This is a genomic window from Rhizobium sp. BK512, from assembly GCF_014194915.1.
Taxonomy (GTDB): Bacteria; Pseudomonadota; Alphaproteobacteria; order Rhizobiales; family Rhizobiaceae; genus Rhizobium.
Genome location: NZ_JACIAS010000002.1, coordinates 432525 through 457479, shown reverse-complemented (window position 1 = coordinate 457479; position 24955 = coordinate 432525). Strand labels below are relative to the sequence as shown.

Below are 24955 nucleotides of genomic sequence, written 5' to 3'. Positions count from 1 at the left end.
CCATGCCGGGGGGACGACGATGCCGATTTCAGAGGAAATCCCGCTTGCCGGGGGCAATGTCAATGCCGGCGTTGTCAGGGTTGGCAATACTGTCCGCCGTGCGGTCGGCCCAAACAGCGGCAATGTCCACAAGCTCCTTGAGCAACTGGACAGGCGAGGCTACGGCCATGCCCCGCGCTTCCTTGGCATCGATGCCAGCGGAAGAGAAATCCTCTCTTACATGGCGGGTTCTGCGACGATGCCGGACACGCTCTGGACGAATGATGCCGCGCTCGTCGAAGCCGTGGGCATGCTGCGGCAATTCCATGACGCGACGAAAGACCTGGATTTCGTACCCGATGGCAATTGGGCCTACACCTACCCCGTTGCCGACCGCAACGACGTGATCTGCCACAATGATTTCGCACCCTACAACATGATCTTCCGGGACGGCCTTCCGATCGCGATCATCGATTTCGATCTGGCGGGCCCGGGTCCGCATTTGCGAGACCTCGCCTACCTTGCATATTGGTTTGCCCCGCTTTCCTTTTCCTCCGAAGACCTGGCCGAGCACGCCACCCGCGAACTTGCTTCCGGCAGCCCCCGGCTCAAGCTGCTCTGCTCGGTCTACGATACCAACGATCATGCCGCCCTGCTCGATATGGTGGCTGAGGTGCTGGAGCACATGGGTGATGAGGCGGCGGCCGAGAAGATGGTTGGCCGAGACGCCGCGGTCAGATTGCGCGACGGCGGCCACTTCGAGCATTGGCGCAGGGAAGCAAGATCGTTCGAGGAGAACAGGCAGGCCGTCCGGCGCAACATGCAGCGGCTCTGAGAAGAAAAACCTGCTGATAACATATTGTGTTCATGAGGTAATTACGCCTAATGGCGCATTGCTGTCATTATTGCTTTGCATCAATTTACGACGGTTAACTCGCATCGCCGCCGGAAGTGGGTCAGCTTGTTCTCGTCGAAGAGGCGCGGAGAAGCCCACACGGAGGCGATCATGTCCACAGCTGAGAATGAACGCAGCATTGTACTGACAGCGGATGCCACACGGCGGGACGTTCTTCTGGCAGGCGGCGCGGCCATTGCGGCCCTCGCCCTGCCGAAAACCACGCTTGCCGCAACCAGTTCAACATCATCAGAAAATCGGAGCCAGACCATGCCTTTCATCAAGACCAAGGACGGAACTGAAATATTCTACAAGGATTGGGGCAAGAAGGACGCCCAGCCGATCGTCTTCCATCACGGCTGGCCGCTCAGCGCCGACGACTGGGACGCGCAGATGATGTTCTTCCTCGAAAAGGGTTTCCGCGTCATCGCCCATGACCGCCGTGGCCACGGTCGCTCCACCCAGACATGGGAAGGCAACGAGATGGACACCTATGCGGCTGACGTTGCCGCACTGACCGATCACCTCGATCTCAAGAATGCCGTCCATATCGGCCACTCGACCGGCGGCGGCGAAGTCGTCCACTATGTCGCCCGCGCCAAGGAAGGTCGTGTCGCCAAGGCCGTGATCATCGGCGCCGTGCCGCCCATCATGGTCAAGTCGGACAAGAACCCCGGCGGCCTGCCGCTCGAAGTCTTCGACGGCTTCCGCGCAGCCCTCGTTGCCAACCGCGCCCAGTTCTACCTCGATATACCCACAGGCCCCTTCTACGGCTTCAACCGTCCGGGCGCCAAGGTCAGCCAGGGCGTGATCGAAAACTGGTGGCGTCAGGGCATGATGGGCGGCGCCAAGGCCCATTACGATTGCATCAAGGCCTTCTCGGAAACCGACTTCACCGAAGACCTTCAGAAGATCACGGTTCCGGTTCTCGTCATGCATGGCGACGACGACCAGATCGTTCCCTATGCCGACTCGGGACCGCTCTCCGCCAAGCTCCTGAAGCACGGCACGCTGAAGACCTATCCGGGCTTCCCGCACGGCATGTGCACCACGCACCCGGAAGTCATCAATCCGGACCTCCTGGCCTTCATCAAGGGCTGAGTTTTCTCTCGAAGAGTTGCCGGCGCGCCCTTGTGGCGCGCCTTTTTCTTCCTGATATGCGGTTGTCACCGTCGGCAGGGAATGGTTGTCCGGTATGGTGTCCCGGCATCAGCCGTAAAGAACTGAAAATCAATGTAAATAATTGATAATATTGAATTTTATAGGCGAAGTCCTATCGGTGTGCTGTTATTGTCTCCTCATGGTGATACCGAAGAGGAGACGAGCAGATGAGCAATCCGGATAATCTCGGCCTGTCGGCCACGCGCCGTCAGCTTCTGGCCGGCGCCCTCTCGGGCGCGGCGGCCCTTGTCCTGCCGCGCGGCACCTATGCGGCGGCGTCCTATCGCTTTACGCACGGCGCCTTCGATATCACTGTCGTCAGCGACGGCTTCATCACCCTGCCCGCCGAAGTCCTGCTTCCCGACGCGACGCCGGAAGAGCGCCGGCCGATATTGGCGCAGCTCGGCGGCGACGCGGCGGGTGCGCCAGTCCAGGCCAATATTCCGCTCATCCGCCATGGCAGCGACTTGATCCTCATCGATAACGGCTCCGGCACGCATTTCCAGGCAAGCGCCGGCAAACTCGCCGCCAACCTGATGGCAGCAGGCATCGAGCCGGAAGCCATCACCAAGGTGATCTTCACTCACGCCCATCCGGATCATTCCGGCGCAACGACCCTGGCCGGTGGCAAGCTGCTCTATCCGAATGCCCAGTATTTCGTCAGCGAAACAGAATGGAACTTCTGGACCGACAAGGACTACGAGACCCATATGCCCGCCGTCCTGCACGATTTCGCCCGCGGTGCGCAGCGCGATCTCTTTGCGGTGAAGGACCGGCTCACCCTCGTCAAGCCGGGTCAGGAAATCCTGCCTGGAATGCAGGTGGTCGAAACATCGGGCCACACGCCGGGCCATATCTCGCTGGAACTCGCCGGCGACGGCAATCTCCTCATCACCGGTGACGCCTGCACCAATGACGTGATCTTCTTCGAGCACCCCGCCTGGCATTTCGGCTTCGACACAGATCCCGAAACCGCCCTGAAAAACCGCCGGATGCTTCTTGACCGCGCTGCTTCGGAAAAGATCAAGCTGCTCGGCTATCACTGGTCCTATCCGGGCGTCGGTCATGCCGAACGCAAGGACAGCGCCTACCGCTTCGTGAAGGCCTAAAGCAATTCCAGCAAAGGCGTGCAGCGGTTTTGCGTAAGGAATTGCGTGAAACAAAAAGCTCTACGGCCGTCCCGCAGCATATTGCGGAACGCCATCTGGAATCTCGTAGAAATCGCCCTTGCCGGCACAGAAGATATGATAGCCGAAGCTGAGCCCGTTCTGTTCGTCGAAAGCGCCGGCCAGGATGGAAATAGCCGGCCCGCCCAGCCTTTGCCAGAACAGTGCCGAACCGCATTGCGAGCAGAACCCGCGCCGGGCCTCATCGCTCGACTGATACCAGCGCAGGTTTTCCTCGCCTGTTATCGTGACGGCCGAAACCGGCACGTCGGCCGAGGCATAATAAAGCCCCGTCTGCCGCCGGCACTGCGAGCAATGGCAGCCGACCAGGACATCGGGCCTCTCCCGCGCTTCGAACCGCACTGCGCCGCACAGGCACCCGCCCGCATGATGTTCGTTCATGTCCGTTCCCCCTGAAATAGTCCGGAGAGTGACGTCGGTACAACAGCCAGTCAAATCCAAAGCGCTGATCAAAGGCTTCAGGAAAACTGATGCGTTGGAGCAGAGCATCATCAGTTGCAGGGCGATCTGTCGATGCCAGCATGATGGATATCCTTTCGGCTGCCGCAATCGCCGCCAACCAGAAGAAGCAGGTGGCCGTCAACCTGAACGCCGCAGTCCCCGGCATTGCCGGCGCGAAACTGACACTCGCAATCGGCGAGCCGCCGAAGGAAATGGCCTCCAACGCCGTCGGCACCACGGGTGCTGTCGTGCGCACCGCCCAGGTGCGGCTCGCATTTGAACTGAATGTTCTTGGCATCAGCTCGATTGCCGGCATCAAGCTGCGCAGGACATTTCCGCCAAGACCATCAAGAATGTTTCGACCAAGGACACGCTGACCTCGACGGTCACCAGCCTGCTTACCAATACCGACATCCAGGTCACCATCCTCGGTCTCGGTATCGGCCTGCCGAAGGCCGTCATCCAGGGCGCGGTCGCCGATACGCTGACCGGGCTTGCCAAGCCGCTCGACGAGCTGCTTTTCAACACGCTGACCCTGCTCGGCGTCAAGATCGGCGAAGCCGATGTGCGGGTAACGGATGTCCGCTGCCAGCAGTCGGTACTGGTGCAATAGCGATGAGCACCGAACCGGCTCACGCCATCGGGGTGCCCTGATGGAAGACGATCTTCCAGCCATCGGCGGCCTGACGCCAGATGGTCGAATGGCGCGTTACGCGCTGCGGCTCCTCGAGAATGTAGGAGAGAAGGAAGAGCCTGTCCGCCAGCACCGTGATGGTGAAATCCCGGCAGGGCCAATCATGCGGCTCTGGCCCTTTCTCATAGCGCGCAAGCGACGTTTCGATCGCATAGCCGCGCTGATAAACTTTTCCGCTCGCACCGATCTGCCAGAAGTTGCTATCGGTCATCCGTTCGAGATCGGCACGCGACGTGCCGAATTCGCGCCGGTGAAAGATCGGCTCGCGGGCCGCGAGTTCTCTAAGAATATGGTCCAGATCCATGTCGCTCATGCCGGCAGAATGCATGGATGAAGATCTGCTCGCAAGGCGAGCAGCCGGTTTGACAAGCGCTGGTCCCGCGGATACGACGTCTGTCATGAGTTCCAACAGCGCGCATCTTTTCCGTCTCGACCGCACCTGCCCGCAGGTTGCCGTTCTGCGCGCTTTTGGCGGACGAGGTCTCCGCGTCCAGCCGTAACGTCCGGATGCCCTGATGCGTCCGGCGAACTGCTGGACGTAAAGCCCCCATCCTTCTGTTAGGGCTGCCAGGGAGACAGGCACCGTGCTCAATCTTTTCAATGTCAACTCGCTCGTCCACTGGGAAGAGCGCGAAATCAACATGCGTGACCACATGGTCCGTTTCATTTCCGAGGAGGTGCGAAGCTTCCTCCGGTCGGTCAACCCCGCCTGGGATGTCAGAAGGGTCGAGGCGCCGGCGCTGACGCCTCGCGCCCTCATTTCGGACGCCTACACCAATGCCGATATCTGGGCGCAGGAGCAACTGACCGAGACCGAGGCGCCGCTCGTGCTGAGGCCGGAAACGACGCTCTCGACCTACGTCTATATGCAGCACATTCTCGGCAATCATTCGAGAACGCGTCTGCCCCTCTGCGTCTGGCAGGCCGGCCGATCCTACCGGCGCGAACAGGAGCAGCCGACCAAGCACATGCGCCTGAAGGAGTTCTGGCAACTGGAATTCCAATGCGCCTACACGGCTGACAGCGGCAACGACTATCATGCGGCTGCGCTGGAGCCTGTGCGCCGAATGATCGCCGCGCTCATCCCGCTGCCGACCCGCATCGTGCCTTCCGACCGGCTGCCCGCCTATTCGCAGACAACAGTCGATGTGGAGGTGGATAACGGCGACAAGTGGATGGAAGTCTGCTCTATCTCCCGCCGCACGGATTTTCCCGAGCGCTACAGGACGCAGCCGAAGAAGGGGCCGGCTGTGGAACAGGATGTTCTCGTGCTGGAAATCGCCATCGGCCTTGATCGCTGCGTCTACAACTGGGATCTTGCGACGAGCCTGTAAGACATTGCGGGCCGCGTTTATTCAGGAATCCGGCCCGCACTTTAAATATAGATATATCTATATGTATTGTCCGGTCTCACGCAATTGACTTCGATTAGCCACGCATATCACCGGCCAGAGACTGTTCTTGAAGCTCGTGGAAGATCGAACACCATTGTGGGTGGCCCAAATCGTCCAGCGCCTCTGCCTGAACGGGCGTGGCCCACTGCGCCGCCGTATGCTCATCTCCCAGCAATACAGGTTCTCCACCCTGCCATTCGCTCACGAGGAAGAGATGATAGATCGTGTCTTCCTCGGGCTGCTCGGCGAGCTTTCGAAATCGGGATGGGGTCAGGCCAACTTCCTCTTTTGCCTCGCGCACCATTGCCGCCGCGGGGCTCTCGCCGGCTTCAACATGGCCGCCGACCAGATCCCAGCAATCAGGAAAGCGCTCTTTGTGCCCTGCACGTCGGACCAGCAGAACCCGTCCTTCCCGCCAGAAAATGGCGCATGCAATTTCAGTCAAGACATTCCCTCTCGGTGCGTCCGCAATTTGCCCCGACAAGAAGCGAAAGTCACGGCCCTTGCCGAAGCACGTCATCGTCAGCCAATTTACGAATCTGCGCGCATGCCCACGCAAGAGAGGAAGGCATCCTTGGAAATTCCTGCACAGTTCCATGTGTCCGAAACATCCGGCTGGCTGGTGAATCATCGCATCAATTCCGCTCTGCCCGGCTATCTCATGGTCAGCTCGCGAAGCTTCACCAACGATCTCGCAGACCTGTCGGCGGAAGCCTTGTGCGAGCTCGGCCCGTTGCTGGCAAAAGCTCAGCATGCCCTCGGTAAGGTGCTCGGCGCAAAGCGCGTCTATATTGGCCGCTACGGCCACTCGCCCGGCTTTCCCATCCACTTCCACATCATCCCGATCTACGACTGGGTGGAAGACCTCTTCTGGCAGGATCAGCGCTACCGTCTGCTGCAGACCTTTGCCGAAGGCCCGGGCGAAACGCCGACCGATGGGGCCGAGCTGACATTCTTCATCTGGCGCGAATTCTGCGAGCGGGCCGAGCCGCCGCCGATAAAGGGGCCATCTGTTGCCGAGACGATCGAATTGCTGAGAAAGACATTGCGCGCATGACATTCGCAGACCAGGCATTCACAATATCAGTCGATCATATTCATTGCCGTTGCGCCGGAACCTTCCGGCTTTCCGAGCCGGTCGAGGCGCTGCGGCGGGCCGGCTGGGATCGCTTTCTCGAAAGACACCCAGCGGCCTTCGACGGGCAGCTCCTGCGCTTGGCCGAGCATCGCATCGAGAATGGCGGATTGACCATCATGGCCCAAAGCACGAGCTTCTCCGCCTATGTCGTCACCCGCCATGCCGGCTTTGCCGCGGAGCACCCCGACGCCCAGCGCTCCGATCCGCTTGGGCTCACCATTATCCTTGTTACCGCGGACCAGCAGGTGATCGTCACCAAGAGGAGCCTGACTGCGGAGCAGAATCCAGGCGCCCTTTATCTGATCGGCGGTTATGCGGAACCGGGTGCCAGCGAAGAAGTCGATCTCTTCGACGAGGCGGCCCGCGAACTTGCCGAGGAGGTCGCCGTCACCGATATCGATCGCTCCACCGCCTTCGCGATCGGCCTCGCCTACGATCCCGTCCATTGCCACCCCGAGCTTTTCATTCTGGCGTCGAGCCGCTCCACATCAGCCGCGATCCTCGCTGGCGCCCATCATGCACCAGACCGCAACGAGGCCGCCGAACTCTTCGCGTCACCGCTGAGTGATATCCTGAACGACGATGGTTTCCTGCCCGACGCACCCAGGACATGGAGCTTCCTCAAGGCCCGGTCTTTCCTGCAGCGGCATTTCCGTCAGCACCATGCCCTTTGACATCGGCGAGCGGGCCGCCTGCCGTGTGAGGCAGCCCACTCGCGATGGCATTACGGTTCCGGCCGTAGCAGCACATGTTTCTTCCGGCCGACCGACAGGCGGATGACGCCCTCCTCCATGTCGGTATCGGTAAGCCGCATGGATTCATCGGACACGTTGCTGCTGTTGACACGCACGCCGCCGCCGGTGATCAGCCGCCGCGCCTCGCTTTTCGACCTTGCAAGCCTCGATGCGACAAGCGCATCCGGCAGCGGCAGGCTCTGGCGCAGCAGATCACCCTTGATGGTAACCGTCGGCAGTCCTGCGGCGGCCTCGCCCTCTTCAAACATGCGGCGAGAGGTCTCGGAGGCTTGCGTCGCCGCGTCCGCGCCATGGCAGAGCCGTGTCACCGCGTCGGCAAGCACCTTCTTCGCAACATTGATCTCGGAGCCGCGCAAAGCTTCCAGGCGCGCAATCTCGTCAAGCGGCAGCTCGGTGAAGAGCCGCATGAAGCGGCCGACATCGGCATCCTCGGTATTGCGCCAGAACTGCCAGAATTCGTAGGGCGACAGCCGAACTGCATTCAGCCAGACCGCGCCCGATGCGCTCTTGCCCATTTTCGCACCCGACGCGGTCGTGAGCAGCGGCGCCGTCAAACCGAACAGCGTTCGCCCGCCGGCACGCCGCCCGAACTCGACGCCGCTGAGAATATTGCCCCATTGGTCCGAACCGCCGAGCTGCAGCAGGCAGCCATGCGTCTCGGCAAGCACGTGAAAGTCATAGCCCTGCATGACCATGTAGTTGAATTCGAGCAGCGAGAGCGATTGCTTTCGCTCCAGCCGCTGGCGCACGCTTTCGGATGTCAGCATCCGGTTGACGGAGAAATGCGGACCGACATCGCGCAGGAAATCCAGGTATTTCAGGCTACCAAGCCAGTCGGCGTTGTTGACCATGAGCGCATCGGTCGGCCCGCCGCCGAAGGTCAGGAACCGCTCGAAGATGCGCCGGATTCCGGCGAGATTGGCGGCGATCTGTTCTTCGCTGAGCAATGGCCGCGACGTATCGCGAAAGCTCGGATCGCCGAGCCGCGTCGTGGCGCCGCCCATCAGCGCGATCGGCCTGTGGCCGGTCTTCTGAAACCAACGCAGCATCATGATGGGGATGAGATGCCCGACATGCAGGCTGTCGGCCGTGAGGTCAAAACCGTTATAGGCTGTCCCGATCCCGGTGCCGAGCCGGTGGTCGAGGGCTTCGAGATCAGTGCATTGCTGGATGAAACCGCGCTCCGCGAGAACGCGCAGAAACTCCGATCGAAGCTTGATGAAAGGCTGAAAATTGATGGTCATGAGGGTCTCCAGTGGGGCCGTGAGGCCGGAGACCTTCCGCTGAAACACGCGCCGCCGACCGTGCGGCGTTCGGGTTTCGAATAGATGACCGTCGCCGCTCTATGGGAGCAGCGCGTAATACAGGCCGGACAGGGTCGGTACACGGGTCATGCGCAATGCATACAGGGCGCGCGGTATCACGACAAGGGCCTCGATCACCGTCTCATGGCGATCGGCAGCGCAGGCTGCGAGACTGCGGTCTTCATGAGATCGACGATTCCATCCGGGAAAATGACGTCGGCACTGGCAAGCAGTTCTTCCGTCGACCACCAGTGGTGATCCGCCATGACCTCTCGTTCCAGATCCGTCCAGCCGCTATCGGAGATCGCCCCACGCTCGGTCCGCACCACAAAAAACTGCTCCTCGGCGCGCACCATCTCGCCATTGTGGAGCTGAAATTCGAAAGATCGGCTGTCGATCGATGATCCCACCTGATCCACATGGAGGCCGGTTTCCTCCCTGAGCTCGCGCAAGGCCGCAGCCTCGAACGTCTCGCCCTCCTCAAGCCCGCCGCCCGGCGTCGCCCAATATTGCCGCCCCGCAAGCGCGCCCGATCTGAAGACGAATTTGAAAAGCAGGACGCACCCGAACTGATCGAGCAGAAGCAGCCGCGCGGCCGGACGTGTTCGCATCAAACTTACCTCTTGTGTCATCGCTCATGAGAATGGCAATGGAAGAAAATCGCAACCTCCGGTGAAAAAAAGCATCAGATGCTTCGTTTCGACTTTCGTTTCGCAATCGTCGTCTTTCTGACCCTGCTCACACAGATCGGCGGTATCGCCTATCTCGTAGGCATCGCGGTTGCACGCCTTTGGGCCGTGCGTAGATTTGTGCCGAAGCTCGCACTCTTCCTGCTCGTCTATACCAGCCTGACGATTGTAACCAGCATCGTTGCGCCGATCTTCGGGCGTGTTCCCCTGTCCTGTCTGGCAGACGCTGCAAACAAGCTTGTCGTCCGCTCACCGATCTACTGCGCCCTCAATCGAAATTATGTCACGCCTGCAGTGCGCGATCTGGCCTATGCCCTTGCAGACAATATGGATAGGCAATTTCCCGGCGCGACAACGATCGCACTGGATGCCAATTTTCCCTTCCTGACCGGCTTTCCGCTGCTGCCGCATTTGTCGCATACTGACGGCAGGAAGCTCGACTTCGCCTATTATTACGAGGATTCCAGCGGTAGTTTCCTTGATGGCGTCACCCGCTCACCAATCGGCTACTTCGCTTTCGAACAGCCCGCCAATAGTGATGAACAGCCATGCAAGGGGCGGAACGACTGGCTGACGGGGCGTTGGGACCTCGATTTTCTCCAGCCGCTGTTTCCTGCCTACCGGCTTCAGAAGCAACGGACGGCGGCGGCGGTGAATTGGCTCACCACCGAGGGCGTGAGCCGGTTCGGAGTGGAGAAGGTATTTCTTGAACCGCATCTGAAAAAAGCGCTCGGCATCACCGACGATCATGTGCGGTTTCAGGGGTGCCGCGCTGCGCGTCACGACGACCATCTTCATGTTCAGTTGCGGTGATGCCCTCGCCTCCCTTATCGGTGGGCTTATCACAGGGGTTAATGGCGAGCCCGTGACTCCACAAACAAAAAACCCGGCGCTAGGCCGGGCTTTTCAAACTCTATCGGCTAATCGCCTCAGGCCCTTGCGGCCATCCGCTTCTCGTCACGCCCGCCCTTCATGCGCTCGGCCAGCAGGAAGGCCAGCTCGAGTGCCTGATCGGCGTTGAGGCGCGGGTCGCAATGGGTGTGGTAGCGGTCCTGCAGATCCTCGGCCGTGACGGCGCGGGCGCCGCCGGTGCATTCGGTCACGTCCTTGCCGGTCATCTCGATATGGATGCCGCCCGGGTGCGTGCCTTCGGCGCGATGGATCTGGAAGAAGCTTTCGACTTCCGAGAGTATCCGTTCGAAGGGCCGCGTCTTGTAGTTGTTGAGCGTGATCGTGTTGCCATGCATCGGGTCGCAGGACCAGACGACCTTCTTGCCCTCGCGTTCGACGGCGCGGATGAGCTTCGGCAGGCTGTCGGCGACCTTGTCATGGCCGAAGCGGCAGATCAGCGTCAGGCGGCCGGCTTCGTTGGCCGGGTTCAACGCGTCGATCAGCTCGATCAGGTTGTCGGGCTGCAGCGACGGGCCGCATTTCAGGCCGATCGGGTTCTTGATGCCGCGGAAATATTCCACATGCCCATGGTCGAGCTGGCGGGTGCGGTCACCGATCCAGATCATGTGGCCGGATGTGGCGTACCAGTCGCCGGAGGTGGAGTCGACGCGGGTCAGCGCCTCTTCGTAGCCCAGCAGCAGCGCCTCGTGGCTGGTGAAGAAATCGGTCTCGCGCAGGCTCGGATTGTTTTCCGAGGTGATGCCGATCGCCTTCATGAAATCCATGGTTTCGCTGATGCGGTCGGCAAGCTTGCGGTAGCGCTCGCCTTGCGGGCTGTCCTTGACGAAGCCGAGCATCCACTTGTGCACGTTGTCGAGATTGGCATAGCCGCCCATCGCAAATGCGCGCAGCAGGTTCAGCGTTGCGGCCGACTGGCGGTAGGCATCCAGCTGGCGCTCCGGGCTCGGGATACGGGATTCCGGCGTGAATTCGATGCCGTTGACGATATCGCCGCGATAGCTCGGCAGCGAAACGCCGTTCTGCGTTTCCATCGGCGCCGAACGCGGCTTGGCAAACTGGCCGGCGATGCGCCCGACCTTCACGACGGGAAGCTGGGCGCCAAAGGTCAGCACGACGGCCATCTGCAGGAATGCACGGAAGAAGTCTCTGATATTGTCGGCGCCATGCTCCAGGAAGCTCTCGGCACAATCGCCGCCCTGCAGCAGGAAGGCATTGCCTTCGGCGACATTGGCAAGCGCGCTCTTCAGGCGGCGGGCCTCACCGGCAAAAACCAGCGGCGGATAGGTGGAGAGCGTGGCTTCAGTCGCCGCCAGCGCGGCCGCGTCGGGATATTCCGGAACCTGCTGGATTGGCTTGCTGCGCCAGCTGCTCGGGGTCCAATTCTGTGCCATGTCGCTCATCTGCTTCCCCACCCGGTTTACCCGGATGCCTGCCCGTTAAAGAATGCGGCGGCTTATAAACCTTTCGGCTTCCCTTGCCTAGTAGCGCATTCGGCGCCCCGAAAGAGTTTCCATCGCCGGCTCGCAGCGTCACTCCGGCTGCGCCAATGCGACGTCGAACCTGGCGTTAAGGCGATATATACCATGCTATTTTCCGGCTAATTTAGATTTCGTATGTAAAGCAGACCCTAATAATATAGGGGTTGAGCATGGGTATCCTTTCGTCCGCGTTCCTTTCGGACCGATCCGGTAATTTCGGCATCATGACGGCGTTGCTGATGGTGCCGCTGGTAGGCTCTGCCGGTCTGGCGCTGGACTATGCCCATGCACTGAGCCTGCGCACCGAGCTCTATGCCGCGGCCGATGCTGCAGCCGTCGGCTCGATTTCCGAAAAATCGGATGCGGTGGCGGCTGCCATGACGATGCAGGGAGACGGCACCATCTCGGTCGCCAAGACCGATGCCCGCAGCATCTTTTTCTCGCAGATGTCCGGCGAACTGACCTCGGTGGCGGTGAACCTGAGCATCGACGTCACCAAGACGGCCAACAAGCTCAATTCGAAGGTCACCTTCAGCGCCTCCGTACCAACCACCTTCATGCATATCCTCGGCCAGGACTCGATCACCATATCGGGCTCGGCGACGGCGGAATATCAGACCGCGTCCTTCATGGATTTCTACATCCTTCTGGATAACACGCCGTCCATGGGTGTCGCCGCAACGCCGACCGACGTTTCCAAGCTGCAGGCCAAGACCGGCTGCGCCTTCGCCTGCCACCAGATGGACCAGGCCTCCAACAATTACACGATCGCCAAGAGCCTCGGCGTCGCCATGCGTATCGATGTCGTGCGCCAGGCAACCCAGGCGCTGACCGATACGGCCAAGACAGAACGCGTCAGCGCCGACCAGTTCCGCATGGGCGTCTACACCTTCGGCACCAAGGCCGAGGATGCCAAGCTGACGACGATCTCAAATCTCACCTCGGATCTGACGACGGTGAAAAACTACACCAACGCCGTCGACCTGATGACCATTCCCTATCAGAACTACAATCAGGACCAGCTCACCAGCTTCGACAGTGCCATGACGCAGATGAACACCATCATCGATCCGGCCGGCGACGGCACGTCGAATACCAAGCCCGAAAAGATCCTGTTCTTCGTGTCGGATGGTGTGGGCGACAGCTACAAGCCTTCGACCTGCACCAAGAAGACGACGGGTGGCCGCTGCCAGGAGCCGATCGACACGTCCTTCTGCAAGCCGCTCAAGGATCGCGGCGTCAAGATCGCCATTCTCTACACCACCTACCTGCCACTGCCGAGCAACAGCTGGTACAATAGCTGGATCAAGCCCTTCCAGAACGAGATACCCACGCGCATGGCCGCCTGCGCCTCGCCGGGCCTCTATTTCGAGGTGTCACCGACCGAGGGCATTTCTGATGCCATGAAGGCACTGTTCCTGAAGGTTATCCGCGCGCCGCGCCTGACGAGCTAAGCATGTCGCGCAGAACTGCGAAGCCGTTTCGCGACAAGGACGGCATAAAACAGAGATCACCCTCGCCTGCCGCCTGTGCGGCAGGCCTCATTTCATGAGGATGGATCAGACGCGCTTGCCGTCGCGGATACGGTAGCTCGGCGCGTACATGGTCACCAGCTCTTCGGCGGCCGTCGGGTGCAGCGCCATGGTCCGGTCGAAATCGTCCTTGGTGCAGCCCGCCTTCAGCGTGACGCCAAGGATCTGCGCCATTTCACCGGCGTCATGCCCGAGAATATGGGCGCCGACCACCTTGCGGCTTGCGGCATCGACGATCAGCTTCATCATCATCTTTTCCGCCCGGCCCGAGAGCGTTGCCTTCAGCGGCCGGAACTGGGCGCGATAGACTTCCAGCTCCTTGTAGCGCTTGGCCGCCTCTTCTTCGGAAAGACCGACCGTACCGATCTCCGGCTGCGAGAAGACCGCCGTAGGGATGAGGTCGTAATCCGGCTTGGTCGGATTGTCCTTGTACTCCGTCTCGATGAAGCACATCGCCTCATGGATGGCGACCGGCGTCAGCTGTACCCGATCGGTGACGTCGCCGAGCGCATAGATGTTCTCGACATTGGTACGAGAATAATCGTCGACGATGATGGCGCCGCGCTCGTTGACTGCAACGCCCGCCTTTTCGAGCCCCAGCCCCTTCGTGTTCGGATCGCGGCCGAGGGCAAGCATGACAATCCCGGCGTTGAGTGTGCCGTTCTTCAGCGTCTCGATGACGAGGCCGTCTTCACCCTTCGTCACCTTCTGCATCACGTCCTGGCAGAGGATGCGGATGCCCTTGGCGACCATTGCCTCATGCAGCCCGCGGCGCAGGTCCTCGTCGAAGCGCGAGAGGATTTCGGTACCACGATAGATCAGCGTCGTCTCGACGCCGAGCCCGTGGAAGATGTTGGCGAATTCGACGGCGATGTAGCCGCCGCCGGCAATCAGGATCGATTTCGGCAATTCTTCCAGGTGGAAGGCCTCGTTGGAGGAAATGCAGAGCTCGTGGCCGGGCAGCGCCTCATGCGGGTTCGGCCGGCCGCCGGTCGCGATCACGATGGTCTTTGCAGTCACCGTCTCGCCCGTCTTCAGGAGCCTGATCGTATGCGCATCGACGAGTTCGGCGCGTGTCTCCAGGATTTCGGCATTGGCGCCGGCAAGGCCCTTCTTGTAGAGCCCTTCCAGCCGCGCGATCTCATTGTCCTTGGCCGCGATCAGCTTCTGCCAGTCGAACGTGCTTTCGCCGACCGTCCAGCCGAAGCCGGCCGCATCCTCGAAATGTTCGTGGAACTGCGAAGCATAGACGAAGAGCTTCTTCGGCACGCAGCCCCGGATCACGCAGGTGCCGCCGTAGCGATATTCCTCGGCGATCGCCACCTTCTTGCCGAGCGAGGCTGCAACGCGCGCGCTTCGCACGCCGCCCGAACCGCCGCCGATGACAAAGAGGTCGTAGTCGTAGGAAGGCATGATGATCTCCGGAGGGAATCGCTGGACGGGTTTTCAACATATAGGTGGCACCGCCACAAAAACAAAAGCCCGGACGAGGCCGGGCTTTTGTCGAAATGAAGGATGGTCTTACTTCTTGGCAGGTGCCGGAGCAGCGGGGGCAGCCGGCGCTGCTGCCGGAGCCGGCGTTACCGGGCTGTCGGTTGCCGCCGGCGGAGCCTTGATGACCTTGGAAAGCTCGGCATTGCTCTGCTTTTCCAGATCACGGGAAATGCCCTGCGCCCAGATATCGGCAGCCTTGGCGGTTTCACGCGAGGCAACCGGACCGTCGCGCAGCAGCTTCTTGCCGACGTCGGAATTGTAGAAGTCGGCGATCGCCTTCAGCTCTTCGACCGAGAAGGCCTTTGCATAGGTCAGAGCCGCTTCTTTTTCGAGGTCGGCACGACGCGGTGCCAGAGCCAGAGCCTGGGTGTCGACGGTCGCAGTGATCACGTCCTGATAGTTCGGCGAATCCTGGATGAGGCCGGCCTTCAGGCGCTCGGCCAGACCCGGCAGGATGTTGTCATACTGGGTGGTGGCGCCGATGGCATCCATGGCTGCGCGGGCAGCCTTCAGCTGCTCCTCGGAAACTTCCTGCGCTCTTGCGGCAGAGCCGAAGGCAAGCCCGGAAAGAACGATGGTCGCAGCGGCAAGACGGCCAAGACCTGCAATGTTCATCATGAGTTTCTATGCTCCTGTTATCTGTTTGCCTGCAGCGTACGGGCGCCTGCAGGACCGGCAATGATCGCAAGCGCCGCCATGTTGATGAAAAGCCCGTGCTCCACGACACCGGGTATGGAATTCAGTTCCCTCGCAAGCGCCTCTGCATCAGGAATGCGGCCAAAAGATGCATCGATGATGTGATGTCCGCCGTCGGTCGTAAAGTCTCCGTCACCGGACTGACGCAGCGTCAGTTCGCCGGAAAGCCCAAGGCGCGAGGCGGTCTTTTCGATCGCCATGCGCGTCGAAACCAGGCCGAAGGGATTGACTTCGATCGGCAGTGCGAAAGCGCCGAGCGTCTCGACCAGCTTGCTTTCGTCGGCGATGACGATCATCCGGCTCGAGGCTGCAGCGACGATCTTTTCGCGCAACAGCGCGCCGCCGCCGCCCTTGATGAGCCGGAGTGCCGCATCGACCTCGTCGGCACCGTCGATGGTGAGATCGAGCTGCGGCAATTCGTCCAGCGATTTCAGGGGGACACCGAGTTCGACGCAGAGCCGCGCCGTGCGCTCGGACGTCGGAACGCCCTCGACCTTGAAACCGGCGGCGACCTTTTCGGCGAGCAGGCGGACGAATTCTTCAGCCGTGCTTCCCGTCCCGATTCCAAGCCGCATGCCGTATTCGACATGGACGAGTGCTGCCTCGGCGGCCTTGATCTTCATTTCGCGGGCATCCATGCGCCGCCAGCTCCTGATATTGCGTTGGATGTGCTGTTTACACGGCTCGTATTGCAAACGAAAGCCAAAATCATCGTCCTGCGATTGAAAGCCACGCGTTTCGGCTGCGACTTTTCCGTCTGCCGCCGCGCCGTTGCTTTTCGCCTGTTCATCGCCTACTCCCGGATGACCCTACTCCGCAAAGAGGCACGACTTTGACCCCCGCTCCCGAAAATGCCGGCCAGGCTCTCCCCAAGAATAAAGGCCTCGTTGTCTTCGATCTCGACGGCACGCTGCTCGATACCCATGTCGACCTGGTTGAAAGCCTGAACTACACGATCGCCGCTCTTAATCTTGAGCCCGTCACCTATGACGATCTCACGCATCTCGTTGGCCAGGGAGCCCGCGTGATGATCGAGCGCGCCTGCAAGCTGCAGGGCCGCCCGATCTCGTCGGAGGAACTCGCCCCGCTCGTCGAGCGCTTCGTCGCCCATTACAGTGCGAACATGCCCGGTCATACCGAGCCCTACCCTGGTCTCGTCGCTGCCATGGACCGCCTGAAGGCCGATGGCTATGCGCTCGCCGTCTGCACCAACAAGCTGGAAGGTCTCGCCACGGGTCTTTTGGAGAAGCTCGGCCTGACGCATTATTTCGAGGCGATCACCGGCGGCGATACGTTCGAACATCGAAAGCCCGATGCCAGGCATCTGACCGGCACGATCGAGCGCGCCGGCGGCCATGTCTCCCGCTCGGTGATGGTCGGCGATAGCATCAATGACATTGCGGTGGCCAAGAACGCCGGGGTGCCTGTGATTGCGGTCCCCTTCGGCTATTCGGATGTACCGGTGTCGAGTTTGGCCCCGGATGTGATCATCACGCACTATGATGAGCTGACGGTGGAATTGGTGGAAGGATTGCTGAAGGGGGCTGAGGCAAAGGTTGCTGTTTGAGGGCTGATAGAGCTGGCCGTGCCGATTGCGCTTAGGGCTCCCCTCTTCTCAACTCGCACCCTCAAATACAAGACGGGCGGCCCGAAGACCGCCCGTCAAAATCCTCATCCGGCGCCAAGCGTCAGATCTGCGCCTCACGCGACTTGGTCGTCACATCGAATGCCTTTTCCACATAGGCATCGCGGCCATAGACGTCGTCGAAATACTCGATCACGCCGTCCTTGTTTGGCCATGCGGTGAAATAGGACACGTAGACCGGAATCTTCTGCGGCACCTTCACGGCATGGTTCTGGCCGGTAGCGATCTGCTTGGCGACGTCATCGACCGTCGTGCCGAGAACGGCAGCGGCCATCGCGCGCGGATCGGACAGGCGCACACAACCGTGGCTGAGTGCACGCATGTCACGCTTGAAGAAGCTCTTCGAAGGCGTGTCGTGCATGTAGATGGCGTGGCTGTTCGGGAACAGGATCTTCAACTCACCGAGCGCATTGTCGCTGCTCGGCGGCTGGCGGACCGAGATGTTCTGGGTCGAGCCGTACCAGTCGACGCTGGAGGACGGAACGGCGCGGCCGCCGACTTGGACCTCGTAGCCCATCTGGTCCAGATAGTTCGGGTCCGAGCGCAGCTTCGGCAGCATCTCGTTGATGATGATCGACTGCGGCACGCCCCAGAACGGGTTGAACTCGACAGTTTCGATCTCGTCGTCGAAGAAATAGGTCTGGTTATTCTTGCCGCCGACGACGGTGCGCATCGCAAGCTGCTGCTTGGAGTCGTTATAGTAGTAGGCCATGAAGGCCGGCTGGTTGATCATCACGTAGCGCGGGCCGAGATCTGCGGGCAGCCAGCGCGCCTGCTCCATGGCGACGACGAGCTTACCGATCCTGGAGCCGTTCGAGTCGCCGCCAGTCATGGTGCGCACGGTCGCCTGGCCGATCACGCCATCGGGCTTCAGGCCATGCTCCTTCTGGAAGTCCTCGACCAGTGACACGATCTCGGGCGAATAGTCGCTGCTGCCGGTATAGGCCGAGAAGGTCGCCGCATGCGCCGTCTTCAGCTCTTCCGAACCATGCTTCTGGATTGCCTTGACGATATTGGCCACTTCCGGCGAGCTGTCGCCCGGCCGCAGCAGGCTGTCGAGCGAAATGGTGATCTGCTCTTCATAGCCGCCGCCGAGACCACGCAGCTTCGCAAGCTCGGCCTTCAGCGCCAGGAACTGCGTGCCGTCGGGGTTGCGGCTGGAAAGATAGGCCGCAACGTCAGGGCTCATGCGCGACAGCTTCAGCACCGGATCGAGCTTGACGACCTTGCGCTGGAAATCATGATAGCCCGAGAGCTTGTTCGGGTCGACGCGGCCGCGCGTCGTATCCTGCACATAGGAGAGAACCTTGGAGGAAAGCGCGAGCTCGAACTGCGTCAGCGCACGGTCACGGACGTCAGGATCCGGATTGGCGGGATCGATGCTCGGCTCGGATACTGCGTAATCGGCGGGGTCGAGGCCGACGCTTGCCGCATCGGCGAGCACGCTCAGCGCCGCCTTGCCGCGCTCGTTGACACCCTCGCCGGACACCCAGACCAGCGGGTTCTTGCCGTCGCCGTAATAGCCCTGCAGAGCCTTGGCGACATCCGGATTGGCGCGGACCTTGGCTTCGGTCAGAAAATGGCGCTGCGGAGCGCCGTCGGTGGTGGTCGAACCGGAGACGTCGGCGACTGCACCAGTGACGACGGGATCTGCAAACTTCGTCGTATCGACGAACTGCAGCGTTTCGGCCTTGTAGGTGTAATAACGCGGGCTGGAAACCTTCGGCAGCGCCGCTTCCGGATCGATATCGCCGCCAAGCCCGTTACGATTGCCCGGATTGCCGCGCATTGGAGCCGAAGGGTCCATGATGATCGTGCTCTGACCGCTTCTTGCCCGGTCGCCGCGCAGCATATCCATCAGCGTATAGGCATGCGCAGGAATCGCGCCCATTACGCAGGAAAGTGCCAATGCGGAAACCGCGCTTTTCAAAACGAACTTCATCTTGTTTTCCAGTCCCAGTATAATGCTGTTGTCGAGCAAATGGCTCAGATCAATTCTTCACGGCAGCCGCGGCCCATTCATCAGAAACCGGCCTGAGGCGCCAGCGTTTTCAGGCTCAACTTTGTGTGACGGAGTCGAACGCAAGCGCCGTGCAGCAGTTCACACAAAATTATGAAATTATTAGTTAATTTTTTACCGAATTTTCCGGTTTGAGAAAGTGCGCTTTCTGTCGCTATTTGCATTAATTTCCCTGCGTGGCCGAAAAAACACGCCGCTGAAGCGCCTGAGCGGGGATGCAAAACATGAGATCCGTCTTCAATATTTCGTATGGCGTCTGGTTTTCTTGGCAGGTTTTCCACCCTATAAGTCCTCATCTTCAAAGACTGCCCAACAGCATGTGACAGGAAGGCATGAGCCATGAGTTCAACCCGCACCGAAACCGACACATTTGGCCCGATCGAAGTCGCCAGCGACCGATATTGGGGCGCGCAGGCGCAGCGTTCTCTCGGCAATTTCAAGATCGGCTGGGAAAAACAGCCGCTCTCGATCGTGCGTGCGCTCGGCATCGTCAAGCAGGCGGCCGCCCGCGCCAACATGGCGCTCGGCCAGCTCGATTCCGACATCGGCAAGTCTATCGTGGATGCCGCCCAGGAAGTGATCGACGGCAAGCTGAACGACCATTTCCCTCTGGTCGTCTGGCAGACTGGTTCCGGTACGCAATCCAATATGAACGCCAATGAAGTGATCTCCAATCGCGCGATAGAAATGCTCGGCGGCGTCATGGGTTCCAAGAAGCCCGTGCACCCGAACGATCACGTTAATATGAGTCAGTCGTCGAACGACACCTACCCCACGGCCATGCACATCGCCTGCGCCGAACAGATCGCCCATCACCTGCTGCCCTCGCTGAAGCACCTGCATGCCGCGCTCGACATGAAGGTCACGGAGTTCAGCCACATCATCAAGATCGGCCGCACGCACACGCAGGATGCGACACCGCTCACGTTAGGTCAGGAATTCTCGGGTTACGCAGCGCAGGTTGGCTCCGCCATCAAGCGCATCGAAATGACCCTGCCCGGCCTCTGCGAACTCGCCCAGGGCGGCACCGCCGTCGGCACCGGGCTGAATGCACCGGTCGGTTTTGCCGAAAAGGTTGCCGAAGAGATCGCCGTCATCACCGACATGCCCTTCGTGACCGCGCCGAACAAGTTCGAGGCCCTCGCCTCGCATGATTCGATGGTCTTCGCCCATGGTGCGATCAATGCGGCAGCGGCCGCACTCTTCAAGATCGCCAACGACATCCGCCTTCTCGGCTCCGGCCCGCGCGCCGGTCTCGGCGAACTGGCGCTGCCCGAAAACGAGCCCGGCTCCTCGATCATGCCCGGCAAGGTGAACCCTACTCAGTGCGAAGCCCTCACTCAGGTCTGCATCCACGTCTTCGGCAACCACGCGGCTCTCACCTTCGCCGACAGTCAGGGCCATTTCGAGCTCAACGTCTACAATCCGATGATGGCCTATAACTTCCTCCAGTCGGTGCAGTTGCTCGGCGACGCTGCCGTCTCCTTCACCGACAATTGCGTCGTCGGCATCGAGGCCCGCGAGGACAATATCAAGGCCGGCCTCGAACGCTCGCTGATGCTGGTGACCGCACTTGCCCCGAAGATCGGCTACGACGCGGCGGCAAAGATTGCCAAGACGGCGCACAAGAACGGCACGACGCTGAAGGACGAGGCGCTGGCAAGCGGGCTTGTGACGTCGGAAGAGTATGATGCGATCGTTCGCCCGGAGACGATGATCGGCCCAATGTGAGCTGATGAATTGAAGTATGAAAAGGCCGGCTTAGCCGGCCTTTTTTGTGTGGTAGGGTAACGAGCCTTGCTCTATCGCCAAGTCAGATAACCAGGACAGTGTTGCATCGTGGCCCCCTCATCCGCCTGCCGGCACCTTCTCCCCGCAGGGTGGAAGGGGTGTCTTTGCGGCGTCTCGTTCCCCATCAGACGTTCCATTCGATCGTTGACGGTGACACGGATACCCCCTTCTACCCAGCGGGGAGAAGGTGGCCCGAAGGGTCGGATGAGGGGGCTAGGACGCACGACCTCGCTTGTCGTCTGCCCTGATGCGTAGCGAAACCGCCGCGTCATCTTCACCACTAGTCCTCCACCCTTTCCAATTGCTTTTACCCCCAGCCAGATTTAGATCGGTTCCAAACTATCCCACCCAGAAAGGTCACTTCCTTGGCTGACGATCTCTTTCCCCTCGGCGCCGACACCACACCCTACCGCAAGATCAGCAGCGACTATGTTTCGGTCGACAGCTTCAAGGGCCAGGAGATCCTGACCGTCGATCCTGAAGGTATCCGCCTGCTTGCAGAGGCGGCCTTTGCCGATATCAACCACCTTTTGCGCCCCGGCCATCTGAAGCAGCTGGCCGCGATCCTCGACGATCCCGAAGCGACCGACAATGACCGCTTCGTCGCCTACGACCTCCTGAAGAACGCCAATATCGCCGCCGGCGGCGTGTTGCCCATGTGCCAGGATACGGGCACTGCGATCATCATGGGCAAGAAGGGCCGCCGCGTCTGGACCGAAGGCGGCGATACCGCAGCCCTCTCCAGGGGCGTTCTCGACGCCTATGAAAAGAAGAACCTGCGCTATTCGCAGCTCGCGCCCATCAAGATGTTCGAGGAAAAGAACACCAAGAACAATCTGCCGGCACAGATCGATATCTATGAGGAAGGCACCGACAGCTACGACTTCCTCTTCGTCGCCAAGGGCGGCGGTTCAGCCAATAAGACCTTCCTCTTCCAGGGCACGCCTTCGCTCCTGACCCATGATCGCATGCTGGACTTCCTCAAGGAAAAGATTCTCACCTTGGGTACGGCAGCCTGTCCCCCCTATCATCTGGCTGTTGTCATCGGCGGCACCTCGGCCGAGATGAACCTGAAGACCGTCAAGCTTGCCTCCACTCGCTATCTCGATGAATTGCCGACTGAAGGCTCGGAAGACGGACACGCCTTCCGCGATATCGAGATGGAGAAGGAAATCCACAAGCTGACGCAAAGCCTCGGCGTCGGCGCCCAGTTCGGCGGCAAGTATTTCTGTCATGACGTGCGCGTCATCCGCCTGCCCCGCCATGGCGCCTCGCTGCCGATCGGCCTCGGCGTCTCCTGTTCCGCCGATCGCCAGGCCAAGGGCAAGATCACCCGCGATGGCATTTTCATAGAGCAGCTGGAAACCGATCCGTCCAAGTACCTGCCCGAGATCGACGAGGCTAAGCTCTCCGAGTCCATGGTGCGGGTCGATCTCAACCGGCCGATGGCCGATATCCTCGCCGAGCTTTCGAAGCATCCGGTCAAGACGCGCCTGTCGCTGACAGGCACGATCATCGTCGCCCGCGACCTAGCCCATGCCAAGATCCGCGAGCGACTGGAGAAGGGCGAAGGCATGCCCGACTACATGAAGAACCACCCGGTCTATTATGCCGGCCCGGCCAAGACGCCCGCCGGCTACGCTTCCGGCTCCTTCGGCCCGACGACTGCCGGCCGCATGGACAGCTATGTCGACCAGTTCCAGTCCTTCGGCGGCTCCATGGTGATGCTTGCCAAGGGCAACCGCTCGCGCGCCGTGCGCGAAGCCTGCAAGAAGCACCAGGGCTTCTATCTTGGCTCCATCGGCGGCCCGGCCGCCCGTCTGGCGCAGGATTGCATTCGCAAGGTTGAGGTGCTGGAATATCCTGAACTTGGCATGGAAGCCGTCTGGAAGATCGAGGTTGAGGACTTCCCGGCCTTCATCGTCATCGACGACAAGGGCAACGACTTCTTCCAGGAGCTGAATCTGGGCTAAGGAAGTCCGGCGAAGGGCGATCGGCCGCGTGCCGTATCGCCCTGACAACCCAATATTCTACCGCACCGAAGCCGCCTGAGGCCCTTCGAGATTGACGGCCGTCATGGACGGGGCCGGCCGCTTCTCCATTGTGGCGATATCGGCAGCGCTCAGGACATCCTCTGCCTTCACGCTGGCGACGATGTCTGTGCTGAAGATGCCGTTGAAAAAGCCGCTCTGCTGCAGAAGGAAGATGGTGCCGGCGAGAACGGCGAGACCAAGAATGACGGGTGACGTGTGGCGAGACGATTCCATGATCTCATGCCCAAAGACGGGGACCGCGATCCGGTCCCCATGAATTCGATTTCCTGAGATGGAATCTGTGATCTCGCCATGCCGGTCTGTAGATCAGACAAAGGATACCGACCGTCAACAAAGCGAAAACAATCCCTAAAAAGAGAAAACGATTGAACTTTTTTGGAACACCTCGCGCATAAGAGGTGTCTGCGTTGCAGTCGAACTTACAAATATTTGTGAAAAATCATAGGGCTGATCGTAGTATTGATGCCCGTCAAACTTATCGTATGTAATCTTTGGTATATGTCGCTTTAATCATTTCCCAAGAAATCTAAGGTAACAAATAGAAGATTGCTTAAGAATTGGATGAGGAGTTGCCGGATGAACACGGCTGTTGCGCCCAAGGTGCAGGTTCCCGATGTGGCGGGTCAGATCACCTATGCCATGCGCTCCATGGGCGTTGCGCCAATTCCCCGCAACTACGAACTCTTCTACGAAGCCTATATCGGCTCCAACCCGGCACTCACCCGCGACCTTGCCGCCCTCGGCAGCCAGGCGTCGCAGGCAGAGCTCGATGCGCTTGGCTCGCAACATTGCTCCCACACGGCGCCTGCCAAGATTTTCGACGACGCCCACAGCCGCATCGCCGGTGAGCTGGAAGGCCTGCTGCGCGTGCTGCGCCAGGAGCAGACTTCGCTCGAAAGCTACAATCGGCTGCTGAACGAGACCTGCAAGCGCATCAGCTCCAAGAGCACGACGAGCGCCGACCTGATCGAAAACGCCATCGACTTGCTGACCCAGGCAACTGGCGATACGATCACCCATGGCGAAAAGACCGTCGAAGACATGGTTCAGCGCTCGCAGGAGATGGATCAGGTCCGCAAGGAACTCGACGAATACAAGCGCATCGCCAATACCGACTCGCTGACACGCCTTTCCAACCGTCGCGCGTTCGACGACCGTCTGGCGGCCGTCTTCAACACTCCGGCGCTACGCCCGGTAACCGCCCTGCTCCTGGCCGACATCGACAATTTCAAGAAGATCAACGACACCTATGGTCATCCGGTGGGCGACAAGGTGCTGGCGACAGTCGCCTCCGTCATCCGCAGCAACGTCCGCCGCGACGTCTTCGTCGCTCGCACCGGCGGCGAGGAGTTCGCCCTGATCATCGACGGCAATACGTTGGATGAAGTCACTGCGATCGCCGAGCGCATCCGCCGGACGCTGGAATCGACACCCTTCAAGAATTCCCGCACGCGCGTCAATTACGGCCCGGTCACCGTCTCCATCGGCATCTGCATGGCCTCGCATGCCGACGATGCCGGCGAACTCTATTCCAAGAGCGATATCGCGCTCTACAGCGCCAAGAACGCTGGTCGTAACTGCACCGCCGTCTATGAGGACGGCATGCAGAAGGAGTTCACCAAGAGCTGGCTGATCTACAAGGCCTGATTTCTGGACCCGATGAACTGAGTTTTTTCGGCGGCCGCAACGGCCGCTT

At 60.4% G+C, this 24955-nt stretch carries 24 protein-coding genes and 1 pseudogene; 13 read left to right on the top strand and 12 right to left on the bottom strand.

All coding sequences use genetic code 11. The features are described from left to right. Positions 1-19 precede the first annotated feature (19 nt). The 3 genes from FHX06_RS08215 to FHX06_RS08205 all read left to right on the top strand — a co-directional run bounded on the left by FHX06_RS08215 (position 20) and on the right by FHX06_RS08205 (position 3144). Positions 20-814 (top strand): phosphotransferase, encoded by a 795-nt coding sequence (locus FHX06_RS08215; protein WP_183878889.1) that lies wholly within the window; start codon positions 20-22, stop codon positions 812-814. A gap of 330 nt (positions 815-1144) precedes the next feature. Further along, a complete protein-coding gene (locus FHX06_RS08210; protein WP_162710227.1) occupies positions 1145-1975 on the top strand; it encodes an alpha/beta fold hydrolase in 831 nt (276 codons plus the stop codon). A gap of 227 nt (positions 1976-2202) precedes the next feature. Beyond that, entirely contained in the window at positions 2203-3144 is a 942-nt protein-coding gene (locus tag FHX06_RS08205) for an MBL fold metallo-hydrolase (protein ID WP_113210407.1), read from the top strand. A gap of 60 nt (positions 3145-3204) precedes the next feature. Here the strand turns inward: FHX06_RS08205 and FHX06_RS08200 are convergent, their stop codons facing one another. After that, the gene (locus FHX06_RS08200) at positions 3205-3603 is read right to left on the bottom strand and encodes a GFA family protein (RefSeq protein ID WP_112968242.1); all 399 of its coding nucleotides are present in this window, start codon (positions 3601-3603) and stop codon (positions 3205-3207) included. Positions 3604-3728: 125 nt separating this feature from the next. Here FHX06_RS08200 and FHX06_RS08195 point away from each other — a divergent pair. Beyond that, positions 3729-4276 (top strand): annotated as a pseudogene (locus tag FHX06_RS08195) (hypothetical protein); the annotation flags it as partial. A 19-nt stretch (positions 4277-4295) separates the two neighbouring features. On the opposite strand, the gene FHX06_RS08190 reads toward FHX06_RS08195, so the two are convergent. Further along, positions 4296-4685 (bottom strand): DUF4440 domain-containing protein, encoded by a 390-nt coding sequence (locus FHX06_RS08190; RefSeq protein ID WP_246715519.1) that lies wholly within the window; start codon positions 4683-4685, stop codon positions 4296-4298. Positions 4686-4941: 256 nt separating this feature from the next. Here FHX06_RS08190 and FHX06_RS08185 point away from each other — a divergent pair, with 256 nt between their 5' ends. Continuing rightward, on the top strand, positions 4942-5691 hold the full coding sequence (locus FHX06_RS08185; RefSeq protein WP_183878887.1) for an aminoacyl--tRNA ligase-related protein: 750 nt from the start codon (positions 4942-4944) through the stop codon (positions 5689-5691). Between the two features lie 94 nt (positions 5692-5785). Here the strand turns inward: FHX06_RS08185 and FHX06_RS08180 are convergent, their stop codons facing one another. Further along, on the bottom strand, positions 5786-6196 hold the full coding sequence (locus tag FHX06_RS08180) for an NUDIX hydrolase (protein WP_162738458.1): 411 nt from the start codon (positions 6194-6196) through the stop codon (positions 5786-5788). A 129-nt stretch (positions 6197-6325) separates the two neighbouring features. Here FHX06_RS08180 and FHX06_RS08175 point away from each other — a divergent pair, with 129 nt between their 5' ends. Continuing rightward, positions 6326-6808, top strand: coding sequence for an HIT family protein (locus FHX06_RS08175; protein ID WP_113210404.1), 483 nt, complete (start codon positions 6326-6328; stop codon positions 6806-6808). Then, positions 6805-7563, top strand: coding sequence for an NUDIX hydrolase (locus tag FHX06_RS08170; RefSeq protein ID WP_113210403.1), 759 nt, complete (start codon positions 6805-6807; stop codon positions 7561-7563). The genes FHX06_RS08175 and FHX06_RS08170 overlap by 4 nt, the downstream gene beginning before the upstream one ends. Positions 7564-7613: 50 nt before the next feature. Here FHX06_RS08170 and tyrS read toward each other — a convergent pair whose 3' ends face one another. Both tyrS and FHX06_RS08160 read right to left on the bottom strand, forming a co-directional pair. Beyond that, positions 7614-8888: a tyrosine--tRNA ligase gene (gene tyrS, locus FHX06_RS08165; RefSeq protein WP_183878885.1), complete on the bottom strand. Its 1275-nt coding sequence runs from the start codon at positions 8886-8888 to the stop codon at positions 7614-7616. Positions 8889-9082: 194 nt separating this feature from the next. Then, positions 9083-9559 (bottom strand): NUDIX hydrolase, encoded by a 477-nt coding sequence (locus FHX06_RS08160; protein ID WP_113210401.1) that lies wholly within the window; start codon positions 9557-9559, stop codon positions 9083-9085. A 78-nt stretch (positions 9560-9637) separates the two neighbouring features. Between FHX06_RS08160 and FHX06_RS08155 the strand changes: the two genes are divergently transcribed. Beyond that, entirely contained in the window at positions 9638-10450 is an 813-nt protein-coding gene (locus FHX06_RS08155; RefSeq protein WP_183878883.1) for a hypothetical protein, read from the top strand. 116 nt (positions 10451-10566) lie between these two features. Here FHX06_RS08155 and FHX06_RS08150 read toward each other — a convergent pair whose 3' ends face one another. Further along, positions 10567-11940, bottom strand: coding sequence for a class II 3-deoxy-7-phosphoheptulonate synthase (locus FHX06_RS08150; RefSeq protein ID WP_112547411.1), 1374 nt, complete (start codon positions 11938-11940; stop codon positions 10567-10569). 257 nt (positions 11941-12197) lie between these two features. Here FHX06_RS08150 and FHX06_RS08145 point away from each other — a divergent pair, with 257 nt between their 5' ends. Continuing rightward, positions 12198-13481, top strand: coding sequence for a TadE/TadG family type IV pilus assembly protein (locus FHX06_RS08145; RefSeq protein ID WP_113210399.1), 1284 nt, complete (start codon positions 12198-12200; stop codon positions 13479-13481). A gap of 105 nt (positions 13482-13586) precedes the next feature. On the opposite strand, the gene gor is transcribed toward FHX06_RS08145, so the two are convergent. The 3 genes from gor to rpiA all read right to left on the bottom strand — a co-directional run bounded on the left by gor (position 13587) and on the right by rpiA (position 16387). Then, on the bottom strand, positions 13587-14972 hold the full coding sequence (gene gor / locus FHX06_RS08140; protein WP_113015781.1) for a glutathione-disulfide reductase: 1386 nt from the start codon (positions 14970-14972) through the stop codon (positions 13587-13589). Between the two features lie 108 nt (positions 14973-15080). Next, a complete protein-coding gene (locus FHX06_RS08135) occupies positions 15081-15671 on the bottom strand; it encodes a DUF2059 domain-containing protein (protein WP_112547343.1) in 591 nt (196 codons plus the stop codon). A gap of 17 nt (positions 15672-15688) precedes the next feature. Then, positions 15689-16387, bottom strand: a complete 699-nt coding sequence (rpiA, locus tag FHX06_RS08130; protein ID WP_112547344.1) for a ribose-5-phosphate isomerase RpiA — start codon at positions 16385-16387, stop codon at positions 15689-15691. A 194-nt stretch (positions 16388-16581) separates the two neighbouring features. Between rpiA and FHX06_RS08125 the strand changes: the two genes are divergently transcribed. Then, positions 16582-17316 carry an HAD family hydrolase gene (locus FHX06_RS08125; RefSeq protein WP_183878881.1) on the top strand — a complete coding sequence of 245 codons (735 nt, stop codon included), beginning with the start codon at positions 16582-16584 and terminating at the stop codon, positions 17314-17316. Positions 17317-17437: 121 nt separating this feature from the next. Here the strand turns inward: FHX06_RS08125 and FHX06_RS08120 are convergent, their stop codons facing one another. Then, positions 17438-19336, bottom strand: coding sequence for a murein L,D-transpeptidase (locus FHX06_RS08120; RefSeq protein ID WP_112547346.1), 1899 nt, complete (start codon positions 19334-19336; stop codon positions 17438-17440). Positions 19337-19416: 80 nt separating this feature from the next. Then, positions 19417-19755 (bottom strand): hypothetical protein, encoded by a 339-nt coding sequence (locus tag FHX06_RS08115; protein ID WP_162732763.1) that lies wholly within the window; start codon positions 19753-19755, stop codon positions 19417-19419. On the opposite strand from FHX06_RS08115, the gene fumC reads away from it, so the two are divergent. Then, positions 19754-21145: a class II fumarate hydratase gene (fumC, locus tag FHX06_RS08110; protein WP_112968251.1), complete on the top strand. Its 1392-nt coding sequence runs from the start codon at positions 19754-19756 to the stop codon at positions 21143-21145. The two genes, FHX06_RS08115 and fumC, sit on opposite strands and share 2 nt — an antisense overlap. Before the next feature lie 401 nt (positions 21146-21546). Beyond that, positions 21547-23178, top strand: coding sequence for a fumarate hydratase (locus tag FHX06_RS08105; RefSeq protein WP_312866507.1), 1632 nt, complete (start codon positions 21547-21549; stop codon positions 23176-23178). A gap of 57 nt (positions 23179-23235) precedes the next feature. On the opposite strand, the gene FHX06_RS08100 is transcribed toward FHX06_RS08105, so the two are convergent. Continuing rightward, positions 23236-23472 (bottom strand): hypothetical protein, encoded by a 237-nt coding sequence (locus FHX06_RS08100; RefSeq protein ID WP_112968253.1) that lies wholly within the window; start codon positions 23470-23472, stop codon positions 23236-23238. A 363-nt stretch (positions 23473-23835) separates the two neighbouring features. Here FHX06_RS08100 and FHX06_RS08095 point away from each other — a divergent pair, with 363 nt between their 5' ends. Beyond that, on the top strand, positions 23836-24906 hold the full coding sequence (locus tag FHX06_RS08095; RefSeq protein ID WP_112547350.1) for a GGDEF domain-containing protein: 1071 nt from the start codon (positions 23836-23838) through the stop codon (positions 24904-24906). Positions 24907-24955: the final 49 nt, after the last annotated feature.

Excerpts from the sequence above, each read along its gene's own strand:
- FHX06_RS08215 (WP_183878889.1), top strand. The coding sequence starts at position 20 with ATGCCGATTTCAGAGGAAATCCCGCTTGCCGGGGGCAATGTCAATGCC.
- FHX06_RS08210 (WP_162710227.1), top strand. The coding sequence starts at position 1,145 with ATGCCTTTCATCAAGACCAAGGACGGAACTGAAATATTCTACAAGGAT.
- FHX06_RS08205 (WP_113210407.1), top strand. The coding sequence starts at position 2,203 with ATGAGCAATCCGGATAATCTCGGCCTGTCGGCCACGCGCCGTCAGCTT.
- FHX06_RS08200 (WP_112968242.1), bottom strand. The coding sequence starts at position 3,603 with ATGAACGAACATCATGCGGGCGGGTGCCTGTGCGGCGCAGTGCGGTTC.
- FHX06_RS08190 (WP_246715519.1), bottom strand. The coding sequence starts at position 4,685 with ATGCATTCTGCCGGCATGAGCGACATGGATCTGGACCATATTCTTAGA.
- FHX06_RS08170 (WP_113210403.1), top strand. The coding sequence starts at position 6,805 with ATGACATTCGCAGACCAGGCATTCACAATATCAGTCGATCATATTCAT.
- tyrS (WP_183878885.1), bottom strand. The coding sequence starts at position 8,888 with ATGACCATCAATTTTCAGCCTTTCATCAAGCTTCGATCGGAGTTTCTG.
- FHX06_RS08160 (WP_113210401.1), bottom strand. The coding sequence starts at position 9,559 with ATGCGAACACGTCCGGCCGCGCGGCTGCTTCTGCTCGATCAGTTCGGG.
- FHX06_RS08155 (WP_183878883.1), top strand. The coding sequence starts at position 9,638 with ATGCTTCGTTTCGACTTTCGTTTCGCAATCGTCGTCTTTCTGACCCTG.
- FHX06_RS08150 (WP_112547411.1), bottom strand. The coding sequence starts at position 11,940 with ATGGCACAGAATTGGACCCCGAGCAGCTGGCGCAGCAAGCCAATCCAG.
- FHX06_RS08145 (WP_113210399.1), top strand. The coding sequence starts at position 12,198 with ATGGGTATCCTTTCGTCCGCGTTCCTTTCGGACCGATCCGGTAATTTC.
- gor (WP_113015781.1), bottom strand. The coding sequence starts at position 14,972 with ATGCCTTCCTACGACTACGACCTCTTTGTCATCGGCGGCGGTTCGGGC.
- FHX06_RS08135 (WP_112547343.1), bottom strand. The coding sequence starts at position 15,671 with ATGATGAACATTGCAGGTCTTGGCCGTCTTGCCGCTGCGACCATCGTT.
- rpiA (WP_112547344.1), bottom strand. The coding sequence starts at position 16,387 with ATGGATGCCCGCGAAATGAAGATCAAGGCCGCCGAGGCAGCACTCGTC.
- FHX06_RS08120 (WP_112547346.1), bottom strand. The coding sequence starts at position 19,336 with ATGAAGTTCGTTTTGAAAAGCGCGGTTTCCGCATTGGCACTTTCCTGC.
- fumC (WP_112968251.1), top strand. The coding sequence starts at position 19,754 with ATGAGTTCAACCCGCACCGAAACCGACACATTTGGCCCGATCGAAGTC.
- FHX06_RS08115 (WP_162732763.1), bottom strand. The coding sequence starts at position 19,755 with ATGGCTCATGCCTTCCTGTCACATGCTGTTGGGCAGTCTTTGAAGATG.
- FHX06_RS08100 (WP_112968253.1), bottom strand. The coding sequence starts at position 23,472 with ATGGAATCGTCTCGCCACACGTCACCCGTCATTCTTGGTCTCGCCGTT.
- FHX06_RS08095 (WP_112547350.1), top strand. The coding sequence starts at position 23,836 with ATGAACACGGCTGTTGCGCCCAAGGTGCAGGTTCCCGATGTGGCGGGT.